Source organism: Gemmatimonadota bacterium, assembly GCA_041390125.1.
Classification (GTDB): Bacteria; Gemmatimonadota; Gemmatimonadetes; order Longimicrobiales; family Gaopeijiaceae; genus JAGQIF01.
In genome coordinates, this window is the sequence record JAWKQN010000009.1 from 231,064 (window position 1) to 257,500 (window position 26,437).

The following is a 26,437-nucleotide window of genomic DNA, read 5'->3' on the forward strand; positions in this document are numbered from 1 at the left end:
AGCTACCGGGGCTCCGCGGGGGTGGCCACAGCCGAGCCCGCGTCCAGGACCGCTTCACACCGCTCCAGCAGGTCCGTCAGCAGCCCCGGACCGTAGCGCGCGAGATACTGGACCACGTTGAGCACCCGCTCCTGCGGAGCGCCCAGGGGCGCGAGGTGCTGCCGCGCGCGGTCCACCTGTCCGAGCAGCACCTCGTTCTCGCGCTTGACGGCCCGCAGGATCTTGGTCTCGGCCTTGTCGACCGCGCGCAGGGCGGCCGTCCGCGCGTGGGTGATGGGTCCGTCCAGCGTCGGGTCGAGGGCACGGGTGGCGGCGCTGAGCGCGTCGGTACCGGACGTGAGCTCCCCGCGCAGGCGGGCGAGCGCCGTGCGCGCCTCCACGGGCATCTCCTGACGCGCGAGGTCCGAGGTGAGCTCGTGCTCGGGCCGGGCGAGGTCCTGGGGTGCCAGGCCCCGCTTGTCCAGGATCTTCCGGACCTGCGGCTCGACGACCGTCACGGAGAGCCGCGGATGCACGATCGGCATCGGGACGTCCAGCGTCCGGAAGAGCGGCTCCAGCTCGGCCCAGTAGGCCAGCTCGCCGGGACCGGCCACATAGGCCAGCACCGGCAGCACCGCGCTCTCCACCACGGGGCGCAGGAGCACGTTGGGAGACAACACGGAGGGGTCGGCAGCGCAACGGGCCCGCAGCTCCTCGTGGTCGATCCGCGTGCCCGAGCCGTGCAGATAGAGCCCGTCGCCGTCACGATAGATGCGCTCGCGGCCGGCGGGGCCTTCGAGGAACAGGTTGAGCGCCCCGTCCAGGATGTGGACCTGGACGTCATAGCCGGCCGACGCGAGCGCGGACGCCCGGTCGCGCAGCACCGCCTCCGTCTCCTGCGACCGGTCCAGCTCCGCGTGGAGCAGGTCCGCGGACGCCTCCTTCAGCGCGGGATCGTCCGCGCGCAACACCAGGAGGCCCAGTGGCCCCAGCCAGGTCCGGAGCAGATGGGTGAAGCCGTCCGGCAGGGTACATCGCTCCGGATAGGCGGCTCGAACCTGCTCGAGGCAATCCGCTCCAAAGCCCTTGTCCGGGATCAGATCCCTCACCTGGGCCAGAAGGGCGTCCGACCCCGTCAAGGGGACGCGGAACAGGGGTCGGTCGGCGGGAGGCTCGGCGGCCCGGGCCTCGATCCGGTGCGGACGCTCCCGGTCGTCGAGCAGCCAGGTGTGGTTGGCCTCCTCCCAGTCGTGGTCCTCCGACGCCACCCAGAAGACCGGAAGCACGGGCCGACCCAGGCGCTCGCTCCACCGACGGGCCAACGCCAGGGCGGTCAGCGCCTTGTGGACGGCGAACAGGGGACCCGTGAGGAGTCCGGGCTGCTGACCCGTGGTCACGACGAAACCGCCCTCCGCCTCCCAGGCGTCGATGCGCGCCCGGGTGTCCGGATTGGCGCTCCGCAGCACATGGGCCGCACGGGCACGCCATTCGGCCGAGCGCCCGCCCAGGACGGCGGCGTGCGCCTCCAGCGCGCCGTCCTCCTGGAACGGCCGCGCAAAGAAACGCGTCGCGCGCTCCCGTCCCGCCAGATAGTCCTGCACGAGACGGCCCCCGCCGGGCCATCCCGCCCTGATCTCCGGATTCACGGTTCGAGTCCGCCTTTGTGGTAGGGTTCGCCCCGCTTGATCGTACCGGCCCGGTAGAGCTGTTCCAAGAGGACGACGCGGGCCAGCTCGTGCGGGAGGGTCACCCCTCCCAACGAAAGGCGGCGGTCCGCCCGCTCCAGCACGGACGCGTCCAGCCCGAACGCCCCCCCGATCACGAAGACGACCCCGGGCAGCGAGCGCAGCGCGCTCTCCTCCAGGAGGGTCGCGAGATCCTCCGAGCTCAGCGGGTCGCCCTCGCGCGTCAGCGCCACCAAACGGTCGCGGGCGCCGACCCGGGCGAGCAGCCGCTCCCCTTCGGCGAGCAGTACACCGCGGGGGTCCTTTCCCCGCGCCCCGCTGGCCACCTCCTCCACGTCCAGGCTCCAGTACCGCCGCGCCCTGCGGGCATACTCGTCGGCCAGGGCTGCAGGAGGCCCCTTCATTCCGCCCACCGCCACGACGCGCACCTTCATGGCCGGATCCGTTCCAGCAGCGTGTCGAGGGCTTCGGAGTCGCCTTCGGGCTCCACCGACAGGGCCAGCACCCGCCAGTCGCCCTGCACCCGGCCCGCGAGCTTGACCGCGTCCTTCTCGGTGGTCAGCAGCGTGCGGCCGGCGGCCCAACGCTCCAGGTCCACGATCTCGGGGTCCGTGTACGGATGATGGTCCGGGAACCAGCGCGTGCCGGACACCCGCGTCCCGGCGCGGGCGAGCAGCTCCGCGAAGCCCTGGGGCTCGCCCACCGAGGCCACGGCGACACACTCCTGCGTGGGCGCCGCCGCAGCCGTCCCGTCCAGGTGCATCCATTCGCGGAAGGCCAGGCGCAGCGGCACCACCGGAACCGACGGGGCCACGGTCCGCAGCCGCTCCCGGAGTGGGGCCGGGTCGGCCGTCCGGTGCGTGAGCAGGATTGCGTCCGCCCGCTGGAGCGCCGCCGGGGGCTCCCGCAGGGGCCCGCGCGGCAACGTCCGCCCCGTCTGCAGCGCACGGTGCTGCTCGGCCGAGACCAGGACGAGGTCCAGGTCGCGCGCCAGGCGCACGTGCTGGAAGCCGTCATCCAGGATCGCCACGTCCGCTCCCGCCTCCACCGCCCGGGCCACGCCCTCCCTGCGGTCGGCGTGGGCCACCACGGGCATGTCGGGCGCCCAGCGGCGGTGGAGCGACACCTCGTCCAGCCCGTAGCCCCGGAGCACGACCGCCGGTCGGTGCCCTCGACTGGCCAGGCGCCGGGCCAGGAAGGCTGCGACGGGGGTCTTCCCGGTGCCCCCCACCGACAGGTTGCCGACGGAGACCACGGGGACCGGGGCGCGGGCCACGGACAGGACCCCCCTCCGATAGGCGGCGAGGCGGACGGCGCTGCCGGCCCGATACAGCAGCTCGACGGGCCACAGGAGACCGTCCAGGAGACGGAACCCCGCAGCAGGGCTGCCTCCCCACCAGGCCCGGGCCCAGGCGTGCAGGTCAGGCATCGTCCACCCCGGCGCGGCTGGCCGTCGCCTCCCGGTGCGCCCGCTCCGCGCTTTCCAGCAGCTGTGCCTGGAGCCGCCCCGCCAGGGCTTCGAGCTCCTCGTCGCTGGTGTACGGCGGCACGGGCACCGGATCTCCATACCGCACGCTCACGACCGAGAACGGCTTGGGGACGATGAAGCCGTCCCAGCTCCCCAGCCGCCAGGCCCGCGACACGCCGACGGCCACGGTCACCACGGGTACACCGGCCGCCCGCGCGGCGAGGAGCGCCCCCGGCTTGAAGACCCGCGCCGGACCCCGCGGCCCGTCGGGGGTGACGGCCAGATCGGAGCCCGCGCGGCCCGCGCGGATGAGGGCCTTGAGGCCGCGCACGGCGCCGCGCGAGCTCGACCCGCGCGCGGTCGCGAAGCCGTAGCGTTGGATGATGCGGGTGATGTACTCGCCGTCGGCGTGCTCGCTGACCAGCACCACCGCGCCCTGGCGCCGATGCAGGTAGACCAGCGGCAGCAGGGTGCCGTGCCAGAAGACAAAAAGGAGAGGACGTCCGGCGTCGCGGCAGGCCTCCACCGGCGCTGTGCCCTGGGTGCGGAAGCGCACGGTCAAGAAGAGCGCGTCCAGGAGGGCCTTCCCCAGGAGGCCGGCCCAGCGGAAGCGCCGCTCGCGCCGGCGGTCGCTCATGGCCGCGCCACCTGCGCGCCCAGCAGCTCCAACGCCAGCTCCGCCACGCGCGCCGCCGCGCCCGGTGTGCCCAGGCGCGCGCGCACCCCGGCCAGCGCGGCCTGCATCTCCGTGCGCGCGGCGCCGTCCGCGAGCAGCGGCCGCAGGGCGTCCGCCAGAGCGGGGCCCGTGACCTGCGCCTGCAGCAGCTCGGGGACGACGCGGCGCCCGGCCACGAGGTTCGCGAGCGCAACGTGCTCGACGCGCACGACCCGCCGTGCCACGGCGAACGTGAGGGGATGCGTGCGATAGGCGCACACGAAGGGCGTGCCCGCGAGCGCCGCCTCCAGCGTGGACGTCCCGGACTTCACCAGGGCCGCCCGCGCGTGCGCCAGCAAGGCACGGCCCTGGTCCGTGCCCACGACGTCGTCCGGCAGGCCCACGTCGCCCAGAGACGGTGCCCGTGCCACGACGACCTGGAGCGCGGGGTCCTCGGAGCGGAGGATCCGCGCCGCAGCGACGAACGGGACCCGATGGCGTGCGATCTCCTGCGCCCGCGAGCCCGGGAAGAGCGCGAGCACCGGCCGGGCGGGATCGAGACCGAGCCCGCCCAGGAAGGATGCACGGTCCGGGACCTCCGGCGGATGATCGAGCAGCGGGTGGCCCACGAACGTCACGTCGGCGCCCACGCGCTCGAAGATCTCCACCTCGAACGGAAGGATGACGGCGAGACGGCTGGCGTCCTGCGCCAGGCGGGCGGCCCGGCCCGCGCGCCAGGCCCATACCTGCGGCGCGATGTAGAAGAGCACCGGGACGCCGCGCTCGCGGGCGTAGCGGGCGATGCGGAGGTTGAAGCCGGGATAGTCCACTGCGAGGAGCAGGTCCGCCTCGCCTTGATCCAGACGGCGGCGCACGTCGGCCTCGAGGCGCCGGAAGAACCCGAGGCGACCGACGACTTCGGCAAAGCCCATCACGGCCAGGTCCTCCAGACCCGCGATGCGCTCGACGCCGAGCGCCGCCAGGCGCGCGCCGCCGGTGCCCCAGAAGCGCAGCGCCGGGGCGCGGGCCGTCAGCGCCTCGACGACGGCGGCTCCGTGCTGATCCCCGGACTCCTCCCCGGCCAGCACCAGCACCCGCGCAGGCCCCACCCCGGTCAGAAGGTCTGGTTCAGGTACCAGAAGGCCGCCACGATGAGGACCAGCAGCAGGCCCAGCTTCCAGGGGGACTTGCTCTTCTTGGCGTCGATCCAGTCCCGCTTGCGATCACGCCGTACGCGAATGAGCGACATGGTTGCGTATCAGCTCCTCGATGGACAGGGCCACGGCGAGGGCGTCCCGGCCCTCCTGCCCCGAGACGAGGGGTGTGGTGCCCGCGACGATCGCGTCCCGGAAGCTGGCGAGCTCGCGGCCCAGCGGCTCACCCTCGTCTCCGGTGATCGGGATCCGCTCCACGAGCGCGGCCAGCCCCCGCTCCCAGTCTAGTCCCCCGGACATCCCGGGAGGATCCGCTGCCAACGCCGGAAGCTCGCCGCGCAGCCGCAGGAACTCGCCGGTGCCCTTCGCCAGGTCCAGGCTCAGGTAGCCCGACCGCTGGAACACACGGAGCTTGCGCATCCGTTCCATCGAGACGCGGCTCGCCGTGAGGTTCGCCACCGCGCCGCCCTCGAAGGTCAGCCGGGCGTTGGCGATGTCGGCCAGCTGGGTCATGACCGGGACACCCGTGGCCGCGATGGATGCGATCGGTTGCCCGACGAACGCCCGTACGAGATCCACGTCGTGGATCATGAGGTCCAGGACAACCGGCACGTCCGTGCTGCGAGGCACGAACGGAGCCATCCGATGCACCTCGATGAAGAGCGGGTCCTGCAGGTAGCCTTGCGCCGCCAGCACCGCCCCGTTGAAGCGCTCGACGTGCCCCACCTGGACCAGCGCGCCCGCCGCCTCGGCGAGCTCGAGGATGCGGTCGGCCGCGTCCAGCGAGGGCGCGATCGGCTTCTCGATGAAGACGTGGATCCCGCGCTCGAGCGCTGCGCAGGAGACCGCCTCGTGCGCGTGGGTGGGCGTGGCCACCACGATCGCGTCCGACGCGGCCAGCAGGTCGTCGAGCGTGTCGAAGACGGGTGCACCGTGCTCCGCGCCGATGGTCCGCGCCCGCTCCGCGTCCGTGTCGAAGACGCCGGAGCGGCGCACGCCGTCCAGCGTGCCGAGCAGACGAGCGTGATGGCGACCGAGGCTCCCGACCCCGACGACACCGATGCGGGGTGCGGACGGGGTGCCCATCAGCCGATGGTGATCCCGCGCTCGCTCGCGCGGATGAACGCAACCAGGTGATCCACCTCGGGAATGCCGCGGATCTCGGCCTCGATGTGGTCGAGGCCCTGCGACACGTTGAGGGAGGAATGGAAGAGGGTGCGATACGCGGTCTTCAGCGCAGCGCGGGTCGACTCGGCGAAGCCCCGTCGCTGCAGCCCCACCGAGTTGAGGCCGTAGAGCTTCGGGTCGTTGCCGGCCGAGCGGCAATAGGGCGGGACGTCCTGGGGCACCCGCGACCCACCGCCGATGAAGGCGTGGGCGCCGATGCGGACGAACTGGTGGATGACGCACCCGCCGCCCACGATGACCCAGTCCTCGATGGTCACGTGCCCGGCCATCTGGACGGCATTGGCGAGGATCACATGGCTGCCGAGGCGACAGTCATGCGCCACGTGCGTATAGGCCATCAGCAGACAGTCGCTGCCGACCCGCGTCTCGCCGCTGTGCACGGTCCCGCGATTCAGGGTGGCGAACTCGCGCACGACGGTGCGGTCCCCCACCAGCAACCGGGTCTTCTCCCCCTTGTACTTCAGGTCCTGCGGGTCGGTCCCGAGCACGGCGCCGTTGTGCACGGAGCATTCCGAGCCCATGACGGTGTCACGCTCGATCAGGACGTGCGACGCCACCTGCGTACGCGCACCGATCTGCACTCCGGGTCCCACGATGCTGTACGGCCCGATCTGGACGCCCACGTCCAACTCGGCCGATGGGTCCACGAGCGCCGTCGGGTGGATCTCGACCTCGAGATCAGCTCGCATCGGACGTCCCCTTGTCACGGTCCACGATCATGGCCATCAACTCGCCTTCCACCACGCGGTTGCCGTCCACCGAACCGATGCCGCGCATCCGGCAGACGTGCCGACGGAACTGCACCATCTCCAGCTCGAAGACGATCTGGTCTCCGGGGATGACGGGCCGGCGCCACTTCACGTTGTCGAGCGACATGAAGTAGACAACCTTGTTCTCGGGGTTGGGCACCGCCTCCATGAGGAGCAGCCCTCCCACCTGCGCCATCGCCTCGATGATGAGCACGCCGGGCATGACGGGATGCCCGGGATAGTGCCCCTGGAAGAACGGCTCGTTGATGGTGACGTTCTTCAGCCCGACGATGCGCTTCCCGCTCTCGAACTCGACGATCCGGTCGACGAGCAGCATCGGATACCGATGCGGCAGGTAGTTCAGGATCTGGGCCGCCTCCACCACGGGAGCCGCCGCTGCGCGGCGGGCGCGTTCCGCGATGGCCCGGGCCAGCGCCACGTTGCCCTTGTGGCTCGGGCGCTCGGCCACCACGTGGGCCTGCAGGCGGCAGCCGAGCAGGGCCAGATCCCCCAGGATGTCGCCGATCTTGTGGCGCACGTACTCGTCGGGAAACCGGAGCGCGTCGTTCATCACGCCCGTCTCGTCGAGCACGATGGTGTTCTCGAGCGACGCGCCGCGTGCGAGCCCCCGCGCCAGAAGGGCCTCGGCCTCTGCGCGGAACCCGAACGTGCGCGCCGGGGCCAGCTCGGCCGCGAAGGATGCCGGAGTGACCGGGAACGAGCCGTACTGGCGCCCGATGGCCGGATGGCTGAAGTCGATGGCCGCCGAGACCTTGAGCGCGGGTGCGGGCGTCGCGACGTACGACTCCCCGTGCGTCCCTTCACTCGTCACGACCGCGTCCAGCGCCAGGACGCGGGCAGGCTCCGACTGGCGGACCACGCCGACGCCCTGGATGGCCCGGCTGTAGTCCTCGAAGGAGCCGTCACGGATCGGGGGCTCCGGGCCGGAGAGCTCGAGCACGGCGTTGTCGACACCATGCGAGTGCAGGGCGGCCAGGACGTGTTCGACCGTCAGGACCCGCGCATCGTCCTGACCGAGGCTCGTGCCCAGGTCCGTCCCCACGACGTGGTCGAGGTCGGCGGGGATCGCCGGACAGCCCTCCAGGTCGACGCGGACGAAGCGCAGGCCCGTGTCGGGGTCACTCGGGACGAAGCGCAACACCGCCCGCTCGCCCGAATGGACGCCCACCCCTTCGAGCGTGACCGGGGCTGCCAGCGTCTGCTGTGAAGGCTGTGCCATCCACTCCTCGTGGCGGAGGTCGGTGTGGACCGTCTGCCGGTCCCAAATCCCTTCAATCTAGCAGAAGGGCGAAGATGGCGGGTACCCCGGATCCGTGCGGCGGGCAGGCCGCCGCCGGCGGCCGTTCACCCGGTCGCGTCCGTCCCCTGCTCCCTGCCGCTGGCACGGCGCGTGGCGAGTCGACTGAGCGCGGCCTGCGCCCGCAGGAACTCCCGCCGCGGCCGGGCGGGGAATCCCATCATCACCGCGCCCGCCTCCACGTCGCCGATGACGCCTGCCTGGGCCGCGATCTGTGCCCCATCGCCGATGGTCAGGTGGTTGATCGCGCCGGCCTGACCGCCGAAGACGACCCCCCGGCCGATCCGCGTGGATCCCGCGATCCCCACCTGCGCCACGAGCAGGCACGCACCTCCGACGTGCACGTTGTGCGCGACATGCACGAGGTTGTCCAGCTTGCTGCCGGCGCCGATGACCGTCCGACCGATCGAGCCCCGGTCGATGCAGACGTTGGCACCGATCTCGACCTGATCTTCGATCACGCACCCGCCCACCTGCGGCACCTTGCGATGCCCACCCGCCTCGAAGACATAGCCGAAGCCATCGACGCCGAGGCGGGCACCGGCATGCACGATCACGTCCGCACCGACGACCGTCCCGTCGTACAGCACGACCTGCGGATGGAGACGCGAGCGGGGACCGATCCGGCACCGGGCGCCGACACACACGTGCGCGCCCAGCGTCACGCCGTCCGCGAGGACCGAACCGGCGCCCACGACCGCGTAGGCTCCGATGCTGACGCCGTCCCCGAGCTCCACGCCGTGCCCCAGCACGGCCGTGGGGTGGATCGAAGGTGCAGGAGTCACGGAGGGATGGAAGACGTCGAGCAGGACGCGCAACGCCTTGTGCGGATCGGCCACGACCACCCGGGGTCGATCCCCACAGGCGGACGCGAGGTCCTTCGAGGTGAGCAGCGCCTCGGCGCGCGAGCCGTCGAGGCGCGGCAGGTACTTCCGCGACGCGAGCAGGCCCAGCTCCCCCGCCCCGGCTTCGTCGACCGGCGCCACGCGCCGCACCTCCAGGTGCTCGGGCCCCTCCACGGTCCCGTCCACCAACGCCGCGACCTCGGCCAGGGTCCACACCCGTGCTTCGGCCATCGCCTATCGTCCTTGTCCGCAGGGTCGGTTCACCGTGTCGGGACGGTCGGCGGCGACGCGTCCTTCACGGATGGAAACGCAATCCGGCCCACAGGTCGAGGGGACCCGTGGGCCGGGAGAGGTCACATCGGACGGCGATCGGCTCAGGCGCCGGGAGCGTCGTCCTGCTCGGCCTCGGCGCTGAGGCGCCGGAGCACCTCCTCCGTCAGGTCGAGCGCCGGATCGGCCGCGATGATCGCGGTCGAGGAAGCGTCCAGGATGAGGGCATAGTTGCCCTCCCTGCGGATGGAGTCGATCACTTCGTTGATCTTGTCCATGACGGGCTCCACGAGGGCCTGCCGGCGCTCGGCCGCCTGGCTCTCCAGCTCCCGCAGACGGCTCTCGTATTCCGTCTGGCGCATCCGGATGTCGTTCTCTTTCGCGGTGCGCGCCTGGGGCGTCATGGTGTTCTTCTGCGTGTCGTAGTCCTGCACCATGCGCTCGAGCGCGGCACCCATCTGGTTCACCTCTTCCCGGTATCGGGACAGCTCCTGCTCGAAGGACTGCTGGGCCGCCTGCGCCTGCTTCGACTCGGCGATGATCTTGTCCGAGTTGATGTAGGCGATCCGGGGGATCTGCTGCGCCGCGGCCGAACCGGCCGAGAGAACGAGCGCAAGCAGCGCGACCACGTACTTGAGAACTCTCATGCCTGCTTCTCCAGTCGAACGACTCGCGTTCCGGTACGCCCTGAGCACCCGGAACGCTGGACCAAGTGGTGACTCGTCAGAATCCAGGGCCTAGTCGGAAGTGCAGCTGCCAGCCCGGGCTCGGCTTGTCGAACCCGTAGGCGTAGTCGAGCCCGAGGGGTCCGAACGGCGTCACGACCTGCACGCCCACACCCGCCCCCCGGAAGAGGCGGCTGGGGTCGATGTCGGCCGGATCCTGCCATACGTTCCCCGCGTCATAGAAGAGCGAAAGCGACAGGTTGTCGTTGAAGCGCACGGCGTATTCCGCCGTGATGCTCGCGAACGCGTCGCCGAGCCGGTTGACGTCCAGCACCGTGGCGGAATTCTCCGCCACGAACCCCACCGGGGTGATGCTGGTCTCGTCGTAGCCCCGGAGCGGCTCCCCGAATTGTACACCGCCCATCCAGAAACGCTCGAACGGGAAGTCCGCCGCGTTTCCGACGATCGCACCCAGCCGGGCCTTGAGCCCCAGGGTGAAGCGCAGCCCCCCGCTCTGGCCCACCTGTCCGGCCGGGACGTACCACTGGCCTTCCAGCAGGTGCTTGGAGAAGGCCGCGTCGCCGCCGAGCAGGCGCAGCGAATACTCGCTCTGCAGGCTCTGCCGCGACCCCGAGGTCGGGAAGAGCGGGTGGTTCAGGTTGTTCCGGCTCACGCCCAACGAGAAGGTGCTGAGCACCCCGTCGGGCCGCCCGAACAGGGACGTGTCGTCCACGTTCTCGAAGAGGTCGTACTTGGTCTGCACCCAGGAGTACCCGAGCAGGACGCGGGTGCGGATGGAGTTGAACAGCGGGAAGCCCACCTGGGCCGATCCGCCCAGGCGCGTGTAGCGTCCCGTCGAGAACTGGAAGAACCGGTTGCGCGCGTTGAAGAGGGAGAGCGTGCCGCTGACCCGACTCTGGGCGATGGCGGGGTCGGTGTAGGAGACGGTGAAGTTGTTCACCAGGCTTCCGAAGTCCCACCGCAGGTGCCCTTCCTTGCCCTGCCCGAACAGATTGGGCTGGTCATAGCCCAGGAAGCCGCTCACGCCCACGCCACCACCGACCGCGGTCCCGAAGTTGACGGCGCCGGTGTTGCGTTCCTTCACGTGGAAGGTGATGTCCACCTCGCCCGTCTCCGGGTCCGGCTGGATGGTCGGAAACTCCACGGGGGTCTCGAAGAAGCCCAGCGCGGAGATCTGCTGATAGCTCTGCAGAAGACGCTGCTCGGAGTAGACGTCTCCGGGCAACAGGAAGAGGCGCTCGCGCACGACCCGGTCGTACGTGAACTCGTTGCCCTGGATCTCGACCTTGCGGATATACGCCGGATCGTTCTCCCGGATGGTCCAACCGACGCTGACCGTGGGTTCGCCGGCGTCGGTGGAGTCATTGCGCACGAGGTAGGGATCCACCTGTGCGTAGAGGTACCCCTCGTTGCGGTAGAGGCGCTCCACCTCCGAGGTCGCGTCCTGGAAGGCCACACGATCGAAGTAGCGCACGCCGCGCTCCTCCCCGCCGAAGCCCAGGCTCGACAGCAGCCCGCCGGACTCCTCGCCGTAGTAGCCCTCGAGCTGGTCCGTGGGGAAGACGCGATTGCCCTCGATCGCGAACTCGGCGACCCGGTACCGCGGCCCCTCGTCCACCGCGATCTCGATGCGGGCCTTCCCGGTGTTGGGATCCACGAGCACCGTGTCGCTCAGGATCTCGAAGTCCAGGAAGCCGCGCGACTCGTAGAGGTCCACCAGACGGGTGTCGAGGTCCTCGCGGAAGCGTGATTCGTCGAAGGCCCCGGAACGGAACCACCAGAAGCCCTCGGGCCGGGTGCCCATGGCGCCCACGATGTCGCTCGTGGGCACACGATCGTTTCCGGTCACCCGGACGTCGGCCACGATCACGCGCTGCCCTTCCTCGACGTCGAAGACCAGCTCGATCTGGTTCTCCGCCTCGGGCATGGGAGCCGTCCGCTCTTCGATCCGGGCGAACGGGATGCCCTTGCTCGCGAGCTCCTGCTGGATGAACCGACGGGCCGTCACCACGCCCTGTGGCGAATACGGCAGCCCGGGGCGCAGGCGCGAGGTGTCACGCACCTCGCTGTGGTTGACGTTGTCCAGTCCCTCGAAGACCACCCGGCCGAGCAGGGGCTGCTCCTCCACATGGACGACGAGGCGCACCGGTCCCACGGAGTCCCCGACCGCTTCGACGCGGACGTCCTTGAACTGGTTGGTGGACCAGAGCGCCTTGATCCCGTCGCGGATGTTGCGGTAGGTGATCCGGTCTCCGCGTCGGATCCCGAACACCTGCGTCAGCGATTCGACCCGCTGGCGCTCCGCACCCTCGATCACGACGGTGTCGACCTGCAAGGTCTGCTGTTGTGCCGCGCTTCGCCCCGGCAGTGCCGTCAGGAGGGCGGCACCCGCGGCGGCGATCCAGGCCGCCCTGCGCATCCGCTGCATCGAGCCGTCAGGTCTTCTGAGGGGAAGCGACCCGCATGCTCAAGGCCTCGCCACTGTCATCCACCCCCACCTCGATCTCGTCACCGCTGGAGAACTCGCCAAGCAGGATCTTCTCGGAGAGCGGGTCTTCCAGATAGCGCTGGATGGCCCGGCGCAAGGGACGGGCTCCGAACTTCTCGTCGTAGCCGCGATCCACCAGGAAGGCCACGGCGGGGTCGGTGAGCCGCAGCGACATCTCGTCCTCCCCGAGCCGCTCACGCAGGTTGCCCAACAGGATGTGGACGATCTGCGCGATCTCCTCCTTGCTGAGCGGGTGGAAGACGATGACGTCGTCCACGCGGTTGAGGAACTCGGGGTTGAAGGCGCGCTCGATCTCCTGCTGCACCTTCTCCTTCATGACGTCGTAGCTGGTGCGGACCTCTTCGTCCTGGAAGCCCAGCGCCCGCCCCTTGCTGATGTCGCGCGCGCCCAGGTTGGACGTCATGACGATCACGGTGTTCTTGAAGTCGATCACCCGGCCGTAGTTGTCGGTCAGATGTCCTTCGTCGAGCACCTGGAGCAGGATGTTGAAGACGTCCGGATGGGCCTTCTCGATCTCGTCGAGCAGGACCACGGAGTAGGGGCGGCGACGCACGGCCTTGGTGAGCGTCCCCGAATCCTCGTAGCCCACGTAGCCCGGAGGGGCCCCGATGAGGCGCGAGACCGAGAACTTCTCCATGTACTCGCTCATGTCGACGCGGATGAGCGCATCGTCGTCGGCGAAGAGGAACCCGGCCAGCGCCCGGGCCAGCTCGGTCTTCCCGACGCCGGTGGGGCCGGAGAAGATGAACGAGCCGATGGGCTTCTTGGGGTCCTTGAGGCCGGCCCGGCTCCGCCGGATGGCACGCGAGATGGCGACGATGGCGTCGTGCTGTCCGACGACGCGCTCGTGCAGCTCGTCTTCCATCTTGACGAGCCGCTCCGTCTCCGCCTGCTGCAGGCGCGTGACCGGGATGCCGGTCCAGCGGCTCACGATGAAGGAGATCTCCTCCATCCCGATGCTCGGGCGGTGCTTCTGCCGTTCCTCGGTCCACCGTTCCTGCGCGTCGCGGATCTTCTGCTGCAGGGCCCGCTCCTCGTCCCGGAGCTGGGCGGCCCGCTCGAAGTCCTGATCGCGGATGGCGCTGTCCTTGCGCTCGGCGATGCGGGTGAGCTGCTCCTTCAGGTCCTCCACCTCCGGTGGCGGCACCTGACTGGCGATGCGCGCTCGCGCCCCGGCCTCGTCGATCACGTCGATGGCTTTGTCGGGCAGGAAGCGGTCGGTGATGTAACGATCCGACAGCTTGGCCGCAGCGACGAGCGCCTCGTCCGGGATCACGATCCGATGGTGGTCCTCGTAGCGCTGCCGCAGGCCGCGCAGGATCTCCACGGTCTCCTCGACCGCGGGCGGATCCACGATGACGGGCTGGAAGCGCCGCTCCAGCGCGCCGTCCTTCTCGATGTACTTGCGGTACTCGTTCAGGGTCGACGCGCCGATGCACTGCAACTCACCGCGCGCGAGCGCGGGCTTGAGCATGTTGGACGCGTCGATGGCGCCTTCGGCGGCACCGGCACCCACCAGCGTGTGCAACTCGTCGATGAACAGGATCACGTTCTGGTTCTGGGAGATCTCGTTCATCACGGCCTTGAGGCGCTCCTCGAACTGGCCGCGGTACTTGGTCCCCGCGATCACGGCCGCCATGTCGAGCGCCAGGACGCGGTGGTCCTTGAGGGCCTCGGTGACCTCCCCCTTGGCGATGAGCTGGGCGAGCCCCTCCACGATGGCCGTCTTGCCCACGCCGGGCTCGCCGATCAGGACCGGGTTGTTCTTCTTGCGCCGGCACAGGATCTCGATGACCCGCTCGATCTCCGCGAAGCGACCGATGGTGGGGTCCAGCGTCCCCTGCCCTGCGAGGTCCGTCAGGTCGCGGCAGAAGTGGTCGAGCGCCGGCGTCTTCGACTTCTTGTCGCCCTTGGGCGCGGGGCCGCTGCCGCCGCCGATACCCGGCGGCTCGGACGGCGTGACGTCGGAGCCCAGCACCTTGAGGGTCTCGGCCCGCGCTTCGTCCAGGGTCACGCCCAGCGAGTTGAGGACCTGGGCGGCGATGCCCTTCTCCTCCCGCAGGAGACCGAGCAGCAGGTGCTCGGTGCCCACATAGGAGTGGCTGAGCTCGCGCGCCTCCTGCATGGCGAACTCCAACACCTTCTTGGCGCGGGAGGTATACGGCAGCTCCCCCAGCGCGATCGTCGCCTTGCCCTTGCGGACGGACTCCTCCACCCGCTCGTGCACCTGCTCCAGATCGACGCTGAGCTTGGTCAGGACCGCAGCGGCCACTCCCTCGCCCTCACGGATGAGGCCGAGGAGGATGTGCTCGGTCCCGACATAGTCGTGTTGGAGCTGGATGGCGGCCTCCCGTGCCATCGAGAGGACCGTGCGCACCCGATCCGTGAAGTTGTAGTTCATCGATCCAACACCCCGCTCCTGGAGAGCGGGCCTCGTGGAGGGGTCACGCTCCGAACGTCACCCGAGCCGGGGCGGCTCATTCCGCCTCCCCCACCCCTTCGGCCGCCAGCACCCGTCGGACGTAGGCCGCCCGGTGGGCATCGCATTCAGAAGGAGTCAGCTCCCGTCCAGCGGCCTCCTCGAGGTGGGCCGCCTGGGTGAAGATCATGATTTTGTTGAGCGTGTATACACGGAGCCCAGGGAGTAGTTTCAGGCTGGCCCCCAGCCGAACCCCGCTCATGAGGTTCATCATTTCCTCGAAGGAAAGGGCCCGGGCGTAGCGGAGCAAGCCGTATGCCCGCCACAGCTTGTCGGCGGTCACCTGGGGGGCGTCCCGGAGCAGGATCTGGCGGGCGTGCAGCTCGTGCTGGATCACCTGCCCGATCATCCGTTCGAGGTGGTCGACCAGGTCCTCCTCGGTCTGCCCCAGGGTGGTCTGGTTGGACACCTGGAAGAAGTTCCCGACCACCTCCGACCCCTCCCCGTAGAGGCCCCGGAAGGTCAGTCCGACCTGGTTGAGCCCCTCCAGGACCTTGGCGATCTCCTTGGTCAGGACCAGGGCGGGCAGGTGCACCAGGACGGAGGCCCGCAGGCCGGTCCCGACGTTGGTCGGGCAGCTGGTCAGGAAGCCGAACTCGGGGTGGAACGCGAACGGGACCACGGCGCCGAGCTCCTCGTCGAGGCGGTCCACCAGGCTCCAGGCCTGCTGGAGGCGAAGCCCCGAAAAGATCGCCTGGACACGGAGATGGTCCTCCTCGTTGACCATGATGGAGAACGGCTCCTCGGCCGAAAGCACCACGGCCGAGCCGCCGCCCGGACCCGTGTCCCGGAGCAGGTCCCGCGAGATCAGCCGCCGCTCCTGGAGCACCCTCCGGAGCCGGGGCTCGAGCCGTCCGATCTCCAGCACCTGGGCTCCCTCGAGGAGCGGCACCGGCCCCCGGGTCGCCTCCTGCACCCGGTCCAGCACCGCCTGGGTGTCCTCCGGGCGGGCCCGCTGGCCGAACCGGTGGCCCTGGACGTTGCGCGCGAGCCGGACCCGGGTGGACAGCACCACGTCCGCGTTCGGACCGCTCGCGTCCAGCCAGCCCAGGCCGGCGTCCGGCACGTAGCTCAGGTCGTCCATGCCCTGCCCCCCGGATCGTCCACGGCGCCCCTCAGGATGGCTCCAGGGCCCGGATCTGGTCCCGGATCTGGGCCGCCCGCTCGAAGTCCTCTCCGTCGACCGCGCGCTGCAGCTTGCGGCGCAGCCCCCGCAGCCGGCGCTCCCGGTCGGCCGAGGGGGCCTCGGGGCTGAGATAGACCTTGCCCACGTGCCGCGAGGATCCGTGCACCCGCCTCAGGAGCTTGCGCAGCCCGGCCTCGAAGGAGACGTAGCAGTGGGGGCACCCGAAGCGCCCGGTCTCGCGGAAGTCCGCCAGGGTCAGCCCACAGAACTCGCAGCGGCCGCTCAGGTCCGCCGACTGCCGCTCCGCCACCTCCCCCACCTGCTCCAGCAGGCTGGACAGCGCGAGGCTCGTCGGCGGCGGCTTCTCCACGCCCTTCTCGGCCGCGCACTTCTCGCACAGGTGCAGCGTGGTCATCTCGTTCTTCTCGATGTGCATGAAGTGCACGACCGCCTCGGCCGCGCCGCAGTTCTCGCAGGTCTTCATGCCACCTCCCCGAGCGCATGCAGCGTCCCGTCGCTCAGCTTGAGGGTCCGGTCCGCACGCCCCGCCAGGTCCCGGTTGTGCGTCACGATCACCATCGAGGTTCCCCGTTCGCTCCGGATGCGGAACAGGAGGTCGTGGAGCAGCGCGCTCGTCCGCTCATCCAGGTTGCCGCTGGGCTCGTCGGCCAGCAACACCGCCGGATCGTTGACCAGGGCTCGGGCCACGGCGACGCGCTGCTGCTCGCCGCCCGACAACTGCCACGGCTTGTGCTCCAGGCGTCGCTCCAGCCCGACCCAGCCCAGCAGCTCACGGGCGCGTTCACGCGCCTCGCGCTCCGGGGCTCCGGCGATGAGGGCCGGCATCATGGCATTCTCGAGCGCGGAGAACTCCCGCAGCAGATGGTGGAACTGGAACACGAACCCGATGGACCGGTTCCGCAACGCGGCGAGCGCCTGCGTATCGTGACCGTTCGCGCTCGCGCTCCCCACGCGGACCTCGCCCTGCGTGGGGCGGTCGAGGAGCCCCAGGATGTGGAGGAGCGTGCTCTTGCCGCACCCGCTCTCGCCCACGATGGCCACCGACTCCCCCCGGGCCACGCGCAGGTCTACCCGGCGCAGCACCTCGAGTTCGGAGCCGTCGCCGAGGGCGTAGCGCTTGGCCAGCTCGACGGCTTCGAGGGCCGGGACGTCACTCATGGCGGATGGCCTCGACCGGCTGCAGGCGTGACGCCTGCAGCGAGGGATAGATCGTGGCCAGCAGCGAGATGAGGATGCTGCCGCCGACCGTCAGGGCCACGTCCCAGGGGTCGAGCGCCACGGGAAGGCGATCGAGCGTGTAGACGTCCGCCGGGAGGGTGATGATGGGAAAGCGCTTGAGCAACAGGGCCAGCACCACCCCGGCCCCGGCGCCCACCACGGTGCCGATCACGCCGATCCAGACACCCTGCAGCAGGAAGATCCGGAGGATCCCCTGGTCGGTCATGCCCATCGACTTCAGGATCCCGATCTCACGCGTGCGGTCGGCCACCACCATGACAAGCGTGCTGACGATGTTGAAGGCCGCGACGACCACGATGAGGAACAGGATCAACGCCATGGCCAGCTTCTCCAGCTTGAGCGCGGAGAAGAGGGAGCTGTTCTGCGTGATCCAGCTCTGTGCGAAATAGGGGAAGCCGAGCTTCTCGCCGACCGCATCTGCGACGGCATCCGCGGCGAAGGGGTCATCCACCTGCACGCTCACCCCGGAGACCTGGTCGTCCGCCACCAGGTCGAGCAGGCCCTGCACCGCCTCCAGGTCCGTGTAGGCGTTGCGCAGATCGTAGTCGTAGACCCCGGTCCGGACCGTTCCCTGGACCTCGAAGAGCCGGACGCGCGGTACGAGGTCCCCCAGCGGGCCCATGCGGGTGTTCTCCAGCGCGATCACCTGCACGGTGTCACCCGGGAACAGGTCCATCCGGTTGGCCAGGCGCTCTCCCAGCACCACGCGTGGGAGGGTTCCGGTCCGCGGGGCGCCCAGCAGCTCGGGTCCGCTCAGACGTCGCTCGAGGTCGGAGACCGCACGGCCCTCGGTGTCCAGGGAGATCCCGTACAGGTCGGCCGGCTGTGCGTAGCCGGCCCGGCCGATCCCCACCTGGGTGATGACGAAGGGAGAGGCGGCCCGCACCCCCGGCAGGGTGCCCACGGAGTCGACGACCGTCCGCCAGCGATCCATCCGCAACGCCGAACCGTGCTGCAGGACCATCACGTGGGGTGTCGACCCCAGGATCACGTCCCGGAGATCGCGTTGGGCGCCGTTCATCACCGCGAGCACCACGACCAGCGCGGTCACGCCCAGGGTGACACCGCCCAGGGCGATCCACGTGATGAGCGAGAGGAAGCGCCCTTTCCTGCGCGCTCCCAGATAGCGGCGGGCGACGTACCAGTCGAGCCGGTTGAACACCCTTCGTCCCTACGGCAGCGAGGCCGCGGTGTCGGAGGCGGCCGGATCGTCGGCTCCGTCGGAGCGCGTCTCCTCTCCCTCCTCGGGTCGCAGCGTCGGGAACAGGATCACGTCGCGGATGGAGCTCCGGTCCGTGAGCAGCATGACCAGCCGATCCACACCCACACCGACCCCCCCCGTCGGGGGCATCCCGTACTCGAGCGCGCGGATGTAGTCCTCGTCCAGCGCCTGCGCTTCGTCGTCGCCGGCTTCGCGCATGCGCACCTGCGCTTCGAAACGCTCGCGCTGCTCCGCGGGGTCGTTGAGCTCCGAGAACGCGTTGGCGAACTCCTCGCCGGCCACGAAGAGCTCGAAGCGCTCGGTCAGACCGGGTTCGGTGCGATGTGGCTTGGCCAGCGGGCTCAGCTCGACGGGATGGTCGAGGACGAACGTGGGCTGGATCAGCGACGGTTGCACCAGGACACCGAACAGCTTGTCCAGCATGCGGCCCCGCCCCTGACGGTCCGCGATGCCGTGCTCACGGCAGGCAGCGTCCAGCCGCTCATCCGACGCGGCCCGCACGTCGAAGCCGAGGGCTTCGCTGAGGGCGTCGGTGAGGCGCAGGCGGGCGAAGGGTCGTGTGAAGCCGATGTCGTGTTCCTGCCAGGTGCAGCGCGCCTCACCGTGGACCGACTCCGCCACGTGGATGAAGAGATCCTCCACGAGCCGCATCATGTCGTGGTAGTCCGCGAACGCCTGGTAGAACTCGAGCATCGTGAACTCCGGGTTGTGGAACCGGTCGATGCCCTCGTTGCGGAAGTCCTTGGAGATCTCGTACACCCGCTCGAAGCCGCCCACGAGCAGTCGCTTCAGGTAGAGCTCGTCGGCGATGCGCAGGTAGAGCGTGGCGTCGAGCGCGTTGTGATGGGTGAGGAAGGGACGCGCGGACGCGCCGCCATACAGCGGCTGCAGAACCGGTGTCTCCACCTCCAGGAAATCGCGCGCGTCGAGGAAGCGCCGCAGCTCGGCCACGATCCGCGTGCGGGCCCGGAAGACGTCGCGCACGTCCGGGTGGACCGCCAGGTCCGCATAGCGCTGCCGGTAGCGCGCTTCCTGATTGGCGAAGCCCGAATACGTGACGGTCTCCCCGGTCTCCGGGTCCACCTGCGTCTTCCCGAACGGCAACGGGCGCATGGACTTCGTGAGCATCTCGAACGCGGTGACGCGCAGCGTGACCTCCCCCGTGCGCGTCCGGAAGGTGGGCCCTTCCACGCCGATCCAGTCCCCCACGTCCACCTGGTCCAGGATCCCGAACCGCTCCTCTCCCAGCACATCCTTGCGGAAGTAGAGCTGGAGGCGTCCGTGTCCGTCCTCGAGGTGGGCGAAGGCCGTCTTGCCGTGCCCCCGCCACGCGACCACGCGCCCGCCCACCCGCGCCTCCGGCCCGATATCGTCGGCGACGGCCCCGTCGCGCTCGGCCGCCTCGAAGGCGGTGACGGCCTGCTTCGTGGTGTGGGACCGCTCGAAGGAGTAGGCGTACGGAAGGGTGCCGGTGCTCGCCAACGCGTCCAGCTTCTGGCGCCGGTGCAGGAGCACCTGGCTCAGATCGTCCATCACACCGCCTGGGAGGGAGTGGCGCCGAATCGCTTCAGATAGGCGTGGATGAACGGATCCAGATCTCCGTCCATCACGCGCTGCACGTCACCGACCTTCAGCTCCGTGCGGTGGTCGTTGACCATGGTGTAGGGCTGGAAGACGTAGGACCGGATCTGGTTGCCCCACGCGATCTGCGTCTTCGTCGCCTCCAGGGCTTCCCGCTCCTTCTCCCGCTCCTCCAACGCGCGCTGGTAGAGGGCGGCCCGCAGCATCTTCATCGCCGTCGCGCGGTTCTTGTGCTGCGAGCGCTCCTGCTGACAGGAGACCACGATGCCGGTAGGCAGGTGCGTGATGCGGATGGCGGAGTCCGTCTTGTTGACGTGCTGCCCGCCCGCGCCCGAGGCCCGGAACGTGTCGACGCGCAGGTCGCCTTCATCGATGTCGATCTCGATCTCGTCTTCCACCAGGGGATACACGAACACGCTGGCGAACGAGGTGTGGCGACGTGCCTGGGCGTCGAAGGGGGAGATGCGCACGAGACGGTGCACGCCCTTCTCGGCGCGCAGGTAGCCGTAGACGTGGTCGCCCGTGATCTCCAACGTGACGCCCTTGATGCCCGCCTCCTCGCCCGGCTGCAGGTCCAGGATGCTGACCGTGCAGCCTCGCCGCTCCGCCCAGCGCACGTACATGCGCTGGAGCATCTCGGCCCAATCCTGGGATTCCGTTCCACCCGCACCGGGGTGGATGGTCAAGATGGCATCACGGTGGTCGTCTTCACCCTGCAGCATCGTGCGTAGCTCGAGCTCGTCGAGCGCACCGGCCAGCCCCTCCACCTCGCGCTCCCACTCCGTATCGAGGTCGGCGTCGGGCTCCGCCTCCAGCAGCTCCGCCATCTCCAGGAGATCCCGGGCCCGACGGTCCAGGTCGGTCCAGGGCTCCACCCATCCCTTCAGGCGATTGGACTCGTCGATGATCTCACGGGCGCGCTCGGGGTTGTCCCAGAATTCCGAGCGGGCCATGTCGCTCTCGAGGGCTTCGATGCGCGCACGCCGGGTGTCGACGTCAAAGATACCCCCTGAGCTCGGCGATCCGTTCGGCGGCGGACTCCAGTTGCTCGTAGCGCTCGTTCGTCATGTGCGTCCTGGCAGATCGGCACGGGAGGGACGATCGGGCCTCGCGTCCGAAGGCCTCCCGGGTGCCGGAAGGCGAACGAGGGGTCGACCCATCGGGCGACCCCTCGCGAGGCCAGGGCGACCCCCGGCTTGGGATGTGTGAAGCTAACGGACCCGCTTGGACGCGGACAACCGGACGGTCCGCTCCGGCCAGGCGGGCCGCCGCTCAGAACACCGGCGTTCCGCGGGCCAGCACCTGATTGAGGGCGTCGCGCCAGTAGTCCGTGCTCTCGGCCATGTCCTTCCCCACCTGCTGGACGTACTCACTCCACGACTTCAGGATCTCGTCCTCGAAGTCGTCCGCGAGCGTACCCGCCTGCAGGCTCGCCCGGTGGCGATCGGGGTGATAGGCGATCATGTCGGAGACCAGGACGCGGGCCAGTCGGGCCGCCCGCTCGTGCGGGTCGCGGCGGCCGAACGTGGGTGCCGCGTGGGGAGAGGCGCCCGGCGCAGGAGCGGCCGGGGCGGCGACCGTGGCCGCCGCGTGGGCAGGCTCGGGGGCCGGAGCGGCAGGTGCCTCCACCGGGGCCGCCTCGCGAACCGCTTCGACGGCAGGCGCGGCGTCCGCCCGCACGGGGGGAGCCGTCTCGACCGCTCCCGCGTCCGTGTCCGCCACGACCTTCTCCGGGGCCGCCGGGATGGGCTCCGGCTCGACCGCGGGGGTCTCGTCCGGAGGCGCCAGGGGGGCGGCCGCCGGCGCCGGCTCCACGGCCGACGGCACCGGGGGGGCCGCAGGGCGCACAGCGGTCTGCGGGGCCCCTCCGCTCCGGGGCTGGACCGTGACGGTGGCGACCGGGGCCGGGATCAGCATCTCCCGGTCCACCCAGAAGATCTGCGGGCAGACCGAGCACTGCGCGTACACGCCGTCTTCGGGAACCTTGCGGGGGTCGACCGGGAAATCCGTGCCGCACCCCGGACAGGTGACGGTGAACAACATCGGCGGCCTCTCGTGGAAAAGCGCTAGGAAGTCCGGCCGCGTCCCGGCCCGACCACACTCTGCCGCCGATCGACTACATAAACCGAGCCAGGGAGCGATTTGGCGTAGGTCTTCATCTCCCCCGCCAGGGAGCTGACCTCGGCCGTGTGGGAGAAGCGCCGGAACTGGTTGGTCACCACCCCGATGGAGAGGGTCATCAGGGGGATCCGGTGGATGGAGCCGCGGCGGTCCTTGCCCAGGAAGTAGCCCGCCTGCCGGTCCTCCTCGGTGTACTGGTAGGGAATCAGCTCGTCGAAGACCTGAAGGATGTCGTCGCAACAGGGCTCGAGGTATTCGAGCGGGACATTGAAGATGAAGTCGTCCCCGCCGATGTGCCCCACGAACCCCCCGGGTGCCAGCACCCGGACCAGGTCCCGCAGGATCCGCGACACCAACAGGATGACCCGGTCCCCGCTGGCGTAGCCGTAGCGGTCGTTGAACTCCTTGAAGTGGTCCAGGTCGGCGTAGCACACGGCGAACATCTGCCCCGACGCCATGCGTTCGCCGAGGTCGCGCTCGATCTGGACCGTGCCCGGCAGGCGGGTGGTGGGATGGACGTTGACGTCCCGGGAGGCCCGCTGCAGGACGAGGTGGAGCCGGAGCCGGTTCTCGGCCACCTCCTCGACGTCCGTGATGACCTCGTCGGCCCCGGCCTGCAGGCCTTCCGAGAACCGCGCCCGCGCCCCACCCTCGTAGACGACGACGATCGGCACCAGGGATGTGAACGGGTCGTTCTTGAGCTCGGCGGCCAGGCGGGCGCTCTCCCCCCCGCCCCCGTTGCGGGCGTCCAACACCAGGCAGGCGGGTACGGCCCGGTTGACGAGGGCCAGCACGTCGGCGGCGGTCCCGGGGCGGTCGATCTCGAACCGGCGCTCGGACGCGAACTGGGCGATGAGCTCGGGGAGCGGCGCGCCCGAGGGAGAGAAGAAGACCAGCGTCCGGTCGGAGGTCATGCCGTTCCCTGTCTCGGCGTCCTGAAGCCAGCCGACTCTACCGCGGAGCGGTCACGAGTGTCAAACCTCACCGCCGCCTCCCGCCGCGCCGGCTGGGCGGGGGCACCGCGTCCCCCTCGAGCACGAAGTCGATCCGGCGCTCGCCACGGTCCACGCGCGCCACCCGCACGCGGACCGCATCCCCGATCCGGTACACCCGTCCGCGCTTCTCCCCCACCAGGCTGAGCGACCCCTCGTGGAAGTGGTAGAAGTCGTCGCCGAGGGCGCTCACGTGGACGAGCCCTTCCACGAACACGTCGTCGGGGAGCACGAAGAAGCCGAAGGGCGTCACGTTGGAGATGCGACCGGCGAGGTCATCGCCCAGGTGGCGCTCCATGTACTCGATCTTCTTGAGGTCCACGCTGTCGCGCTCGGCCTCGTCGGCCACGCGCTCGCGCCGGCTGAGGTGCTCCGCGAGTCCGGCCAGCGGATCCTCGGACCACGCCTCCCCCCCATCGGGAGCTCCGAAGAGCCGGGCGGCGAGGACGCGGTGGACATGCAGATCGGGGTAGCGTCGGATCGGTGAGGTGAAGTGGACATAGTGCCGGGCCGCGAGCCCGTAGTGGCCGTCGTCCGTGGAGGCGTACCGGGCCCGCATCATGGCCCGCAGCACCGAGGTCGCCACGAGCGGCTGCTCGGGCCGTCCCTCCGCCCGCTCGAGGACCTGTTGCAGGACCCGAGGTCCCACCCGGTCGGGCAGCGGATAGCCGATCCCCGCCAGCAGCTCGCGCAGCTTGTCGAGCCGCTCGGGGTCGGGGGCGTGATGCACGCGATACAGGAAGGGCCACCCCTTCTTCGAGCCGGCCCGAGCCACCGTCTCGTTGGCCAGCAGCATGAAGTCTTCGACCAGCCGGTGGCTGTCCCAACGGGCGCGGCGCTCGATGTGGATGGGAGAGCCGCCGGCCTCCAGGACCACCCGGGCTTCGGGTACGTCGAAGTCGATGGATCCGCGTCGTTTACGGCCGCGCCGCAAGACGCCTGCCAGGGTGGACAGCCGCTGCAGGGCCGCATCGGTGGGCGCGTCGATGGACGCTCGACCCTCCAGCACCTCCTGCGCTTGCTCGTAGCTCAGGCCGTGGCGGGCGCGGATCCAGCTCCGTTCGAAGGCCTCCCCGACGACCGTCCCGTCCGCATCGAAATCGACGAACACCGTCACGACCCGACGCGGCTCGCCGGCCACGAGCGAACACACGCCCGCGGAAAGCGCCTCGGGCAGCATCGGGAGGACCCGGTCCACCAGGTAGACGCTGGTGCCGCGACGAAGCGCCTCTGCGTCCACCTCCGACCCGGAGACGACGTAGTGTCCCACGTCGGCGATGTGCACCCCGACCCGCGTCCGCCCGTCCGGCAGCTCCTCCACCGACAGGGCGTCGTCGTGGTCCCGGGCGTCGGCCGGGTCGATGGTCAGGACGTGGAGCGCGGTGCGGTCGACGCGGTCGGGCTCGGGGCGGGTATCGGCGGACGCAATGGCGGCCTGGGCCGCGGCCTCCACGGCCGGAGGCATCGACGGCGGTAACGCGTGGGCATGCACGACGGCCAGCACGTCGAGCCCGGGTGCGTCCGCCGCCCCCAGCACCTCCACCACGCGTCCGACGGGGCCCGCCCGATCGGAGCCGTAGGAGACGATGTCGACCCGGACCAGGTCTCCCGTGCGCGCCTCCCCCGCGTCCCCCTCCGGCACCAGGATGTCCTTGGCGAGGGCGCGGTCGGCCGGGCGGACCGTGCCGAAGCGCCGCGCCGCCCGGTACGTGCCCACGACGGTCGGGTGGGCACGCTCCAGGATCCGTACCACCCGTCCGAAGCGGCGCCCGCGAGAGCGGCCCTCCACGCGCACGGCCACGCGGTCGCCGTCCATCGCGGAGTCGAGCGCGGTGTCCGCGACCAGGATGTCGTCCTGCCCCTCGCCGGTGACGAGGAAGGCATGCCCCCGACGTGTGACCTCCAGGCGTCCCACCACCAGATCGATGGAAGCGGGGACCGCGTACCGCTTGCCGCGGACGCGGTAGACCTGGCCGGCGTCCTCCATCTCGCGCAGCCGGCGCTTGAGCGCCGGGTAGTCCTGGGGCTCGACGCCCAGCTCACGCGCCAGGTCCCGAGGCTTGAGGGGTCCGCGGCGCGAGGCGCGTAGCACCTGTTGGATCCGGTCCGCGTCGGGGACGCGGCTCATGGGACGCTCCAACGGACCGCGATCGTGGCTCGGGGAGAGGGGGCGCCCGTCGCGCGCTCCGTCCAGGACACGGCGCTGGAGACGCCGAGGGGGCCGCGGGCGGCAAGGAAGGCATCCAGACCGGCCACGAGGTGATTGGCCACGACGGCACCGACCGCGAGCCCCGCCGTCCGGAAGGCTTCGTCGCTCTCCTGGATCAGCGATCGATAGCGGTCGCGCTCGGCCCCTTTTCCGGTCCAGTCCCAGAGGAAGCGCTCGTCGTACGCCCGATCCCGGTAGTAGGCGAGCGCCTGCTCGAAGGCCGGCGTCCCCGGCTCCACCCCCGCCGGTCCGCCGGCCCGCTGCCGCGCCAGCAGCCAGATCCCGCCATTGAACGTCGAGGCATCGGGCTCGGGCTGGATCCCCGCGGTGAAGGGATCGTCGTCGAAGGCGCCCGAACGGTCGAAGTGGGAGACACGCTCATAGTACTCGAAGTCGCCATCGAGGCGGGTGCCTTCCCCGCCGCGGGCCGCCATCCAGGCCAGGTCGCGGTAGGCCTCCCGGCGCTGCCCGCCGCGGGCGTTCCGGTCCAGCACCAGCCACCAGGTGGCAGCCTCGATCCCCAGGTACACCCAGGCTCGTCCCTGCCCCATCCGCCACTGACCGGCGCCCGGTAGCAGGGACGACAGAGCGAGGGCGGGCAGCGGACGGAGATCACGGGACCGGGGCGGCCCGACGGGGTCGCGCGCGAGCCGCCCCGGCCAGGCCTCGACCGTGGACGGTTCCGCCGCGGACGGGGAGGCCGGGGGCGCGGGCAGCGTGGCCGCGGGCTGCGACGGGAAGACGGCGCCCATCGGAGCGCGCTGACCACTCACGGACGGCGGCGCGACCAGCCCGACGAGGCCGACCAGCACGCACAGCACCGCGCCTTCAGAACGCGATGCCAAGGGTGACGTAGACCGGTTCGGTGTCGGGGCTCAGCTCGGCCGCGGCGAGAGAGCGGGCGATGGCGACGTTGAAGCGATCGTAGCGCAGGCCCAGGC

General features: G+C 70.5%; 24 protein-coding genes (1 of these 24 cut by a window edge). All 24 read right to left on the reverse strand.

Annotated elements, in window-relative coordinates; translation table 11 throughout:
• Positions 1 to 2: 2 nt before the first annotated feature.
• Positions 3 to 1,625 (reverse strand): bacillithiol biosynthesis cysteine-adding enzyme BshC, encoded by a 1,623-nt coding sequence (gene bshC, locus R3E98_11580; protein MEZ4424046.1) that lies wholly within the window; start codon positions 1,623 to 1,625, stop codon positions 3 to 5.
• Entirely contained in the window at positions 1,622 to 2,098 is a 477-nt protein-coding gene (locus R3E98_11585) for a 23S rRNA (pseudouridine(1915)-N(3))-methyltransferase RlmH (GenBank protein MEZ4424047.1), read from the reverse strand. The genes bshC and R3E98_11585 overlap by 4 nt, the downstream gene beginning before the upstream one ends.
• Complete coding sequence (gene lpxK, locus R3E98_11590) at positions 2,095 to 3,093, reverse strand: tetraacyldisaccharide 4'-kinase (protein ID MEZ4424048.1); 999 nt, start codon at positions 3,091 to 3,093, stop codon at positions 2,095 to 2,097. Before lpxK ends, R3E98_11585 begins: the two co-directional genes overlap by 4 nt.
• Positions 3,086 to 3,769: a lysophospholipid acyltransferase family protein gene (locus tag R3E98_11595; protein ID MEZ4424049.1), complete on the reverse strand. Its 684-nt coding sequence runs from the start codon at positions 3,767 to 3,769 to the stop codon at positions 3,086 to 3,088. Before R3E98_11595 ends, lpxK begins: the two co-directional genes overlap by 8 nt.
• Complete coding sequence (lpxB, locus tag R3E98_11600; GenBank protein ID MEZ4424050.1) at positions 3,766 to 4,896, reverse strand: lipid-A-disaccharide synthase; 1,131 nt, start codon at positions 4,894 to 4,896, stop codon at positions 3,766 to 3,768. The genes R3E98_11595 and lpxB overlap by 4 nt, the downstream gene beginning before the upstream one ends.
• A 5-nt stretch (positions 4,897 to 4,901) precedes the next feature.
• Positions 4,902 to 5,036, reverse strand: coding sequence for a hypothetical protein (locus tag R3E98_11605; GenBank protein ID MEZ4424051.1), 135 nt, complete (start codon positions 5,034 to 5,036; stop codon positions 4,902 to 4,904).
• Positions 5,011 to 6,027: a Gfo/Idh/MocA family oxidoreductase gene (locus R3E98_11610; protein MEZ4424052.1), complete on the reverse strand. Its 1,017-nt coding sequence runs from the start codon at positions 6,025 to 6,027 to the stop codon at positions 5,011 to 5,013. Before R3E98_11610 ends, R3E98_11605 begins: the two co-directional genes overlap by 26 nt.
• Positions 6,027 to 6,818, reverse strand: a complete 792-nt coding sequence (lpxA, locus tag R3E98_11615) for an acyl-ACP--UDP-N-acetylglucosamine O-acyltransferase (protein MEZ4424053.1) — start codon at positions 6,816 to 6,818, stop codon at positions 6,027 to 6,029. The genes R3E98_11610 and lpxA overlap by 1 nt, the downstream gene beginning before the upstream one ends.
• The gene (locus tag R3E98_11620; protein MEZ4424054.1) at positions 6,808 to 8,118 is read right to left on the reverse strand and encodes a bifunctional UDP-3-O-[3-hydroxymyristoyl] N-acetylglucosamine deacetylase/3-hydroxyacyl-ACP dehydratase; all 1,311 of its coding nucleotides are present in this window, start codon (positions 8,116 to 8,118) and stop codon (positions 6,808 to 6,810) included. Before R3E98_11620 ends, lpxA begins: the two co-directional genes overlap by 11 nt.
• Positions 8,119 to 8,243: 125 nt before the next feature.
• Entirely contained in the window at positions 8,244 to 9,272 is a 1,029-nt protein-coding gene (lpxD, locus tag R3E98_11625) for a UDP-3-O-(3-hydroxymyristoyl)glucosamine N-acyltransferase (protein ID MEZ4424055.1), read from the reverse strand.
• A 143-nt stretch (positions 9,273 to 9,415) separates the two neighbouring features.
• Positions 9,416 to 9,958: an OmpH family outer membrane protein gene (locus tag R3E98_11630; GenBank protein MEZ4424056.1), complete on the reverse strand. Its 543-nt coding sequence runs from the start codon at positions 9,956 to 9,958 to the stop codon at positions 9,416 to 9,418.
• A 76-nt stretch (positions 9,959 to 10,034) separates the two neighbouring features.
• A complete protein-coding gene (bamA, locus tag R3E98_11635) occupies positions 10,035 to 12,416 on the reverse strand; it encodes an outer membrane protein assembly factor BamA (protein ID MEZ4424057.1) in 2,382 nt (793 codons plus the stop codon).
• A gap of 16 nt (positions 12,417 to 12,432) precedes the next feature.
• On the reverse strand, positions 12,433 to 14,907 hold the full coding sequence (locus tag R3E98_11640; protein MEZ4424058.1) for an ATP-dependent Clp protease ATP-binding subunit: 2,475 nt from the start codon (positions 14,905 to 14,907) through the stop codon (positions 12,433 to 12,435).
• 76 nt (positions 14,908 to 14,983) lie between these two features.
• Entirely contained in the window at positions 14,984 to 16,069 is a 1,086-nt protein-coding gene (locus tag R3E98_11645) for a protein arginine kinase (GenBank protein ID MEZ4424059.1), read from the reverse strand.
• Positions 16,070 to 16,100: 31 nt separating this feature from the next.
• Positions 16,101 to 16,595 carry a UvrB/UvrC motif-containing protein gene (locus tag R3E98_11650; GenBank protein ID MEZ4424060.1) on the reverse strand — a complete coding sequence of 165 codons (495 nt, stop codon included), beginning with the start codon at positions 16,593 to 16,595 and terminating at the stop codon, positions 16,101 to 16,103.
• Positions 16,592 to 17,290, reverse strand: coding sequence for an ABC transporter ATP-binding protein (locus R3E98_11655; GenBank protein ID MEZ4424061.1), 699 nt, complete (start codon positions 17,288 to 17,290; stop codon positions 16,592 to 16,594). Before R3E98_11655 ends, R3E98_11650 begins: the two co-directional genes overlap by 4 nt.
• Positions 17,283 to 18,533: an ABC transporter permease gene (locus tag R3E98_11660; protein MEZ4424062.1), complete on the reverse strand. Its 1,251-nt coding sequence runs from the start codon at positions 18,531 to 18,533 to the stop codon at positions 17,283 to 17,285. The genes R3E98_11655 and R3E98_11660 overlap by 8 nt, the downstream gene beginning before the upstream one ends.
• A 9-nt stretch (positions 18,534 to 18,542) precedes the next feature.
• Positions 18,543 to 20,126 (reverse strand): lysine--tRNA ligase, encoded by a 1,584-nt coding sequence (gene lysS, locus R3E98_11665; GenBank protein MEZ4424063.1) that lies wholly within the window; start codon positions 20,124 to 20,126, stop codon positions 18,543 to 18,545.
• Positions 20,126 to 21,242, reverse strand: a protein-coding gene (prfB, locus tag R3E98_11670; protein MEZ4424064.1) for a peptide chain release factor 2 whose coding sequence is annotated in 2 segments (ribosomal slippage) — positions 20,126 to 21,172 and positions 21,174 to 21,242 — 1,116 coding nt in all. Because the reading frame shifts where the segments join, the coding sequence is not laid out codon by codon here. Before prfB ends, lysS begins: the two co-directional genes overlap by 1 nt.
• Positions 21,243 to 21,446: 204 nt before the next feature.
• Positions 21,447 to 22,217, reverse strand: a complete 771-nt coding sequence (locus R3E98_11675; GenBank protein ID MEZ4424065.1) for a zinc-ribbon domain-containing protein — start codon at positions 22,215 to 22,217, stop codon at positions 21,447 to 21,449.
• Positions 22,218 to 22,240: 23 nt separating this feature from the next.
• Positions 22,241 to 23,209 (reverse strand): diguanylate cyclase, encoded by a 969-nt coding sequence (locus tag R3E98_11680; GenBank protein ID MEZ4424066.1) that lies wholly within the window; start codon positions 23,207 to 23,209, stop codon positions 22,241 to 22,243.
• A gap of 67 nt (positions 23,210 to 23,276) precedes the next feature.
• Complete coding sequence (gene rnr / locus R3E98_11685; protein ID MEZ4424067.1) at positions 23,277 to 25,415, reverse strand: ribonuclease R; 2,139 nt, start codon at positions 25,413 to 25,415, stop codon at positions 23,277 to 23,279.
• Complete coding sequence (locus tag R3E98_11690; GenBank protein ID MEZ4424068.1) at positions 25,412 to 26,341, reverse strand: hypothetical protein; 930 nt, start codon at positions 26,339 to 26,341, stop codon at positions 25,412 to 25,414. Before R3E98_11690 ends, rnr begins: the two co-directional genes overlap by 4 nt.
• Positions 26,325 to 26,437, reverse strand: the 3' portion of a protein-coding gene (locus R3E98_11695; GenBank protein ID MEZ4424069.1) for a PorV/PorQ family protein. It continues 880 nt past the right edge of the window; only the last 113 of its 993 coding nucleotides appear in the window; its start codon lies off the right edge, out of view; it ends in the stop codon at positions 26,325 to 26,327. Before R3E98_11695 ends, R3E98_11690 begins: the two co-directional genes overlap by 17 nt.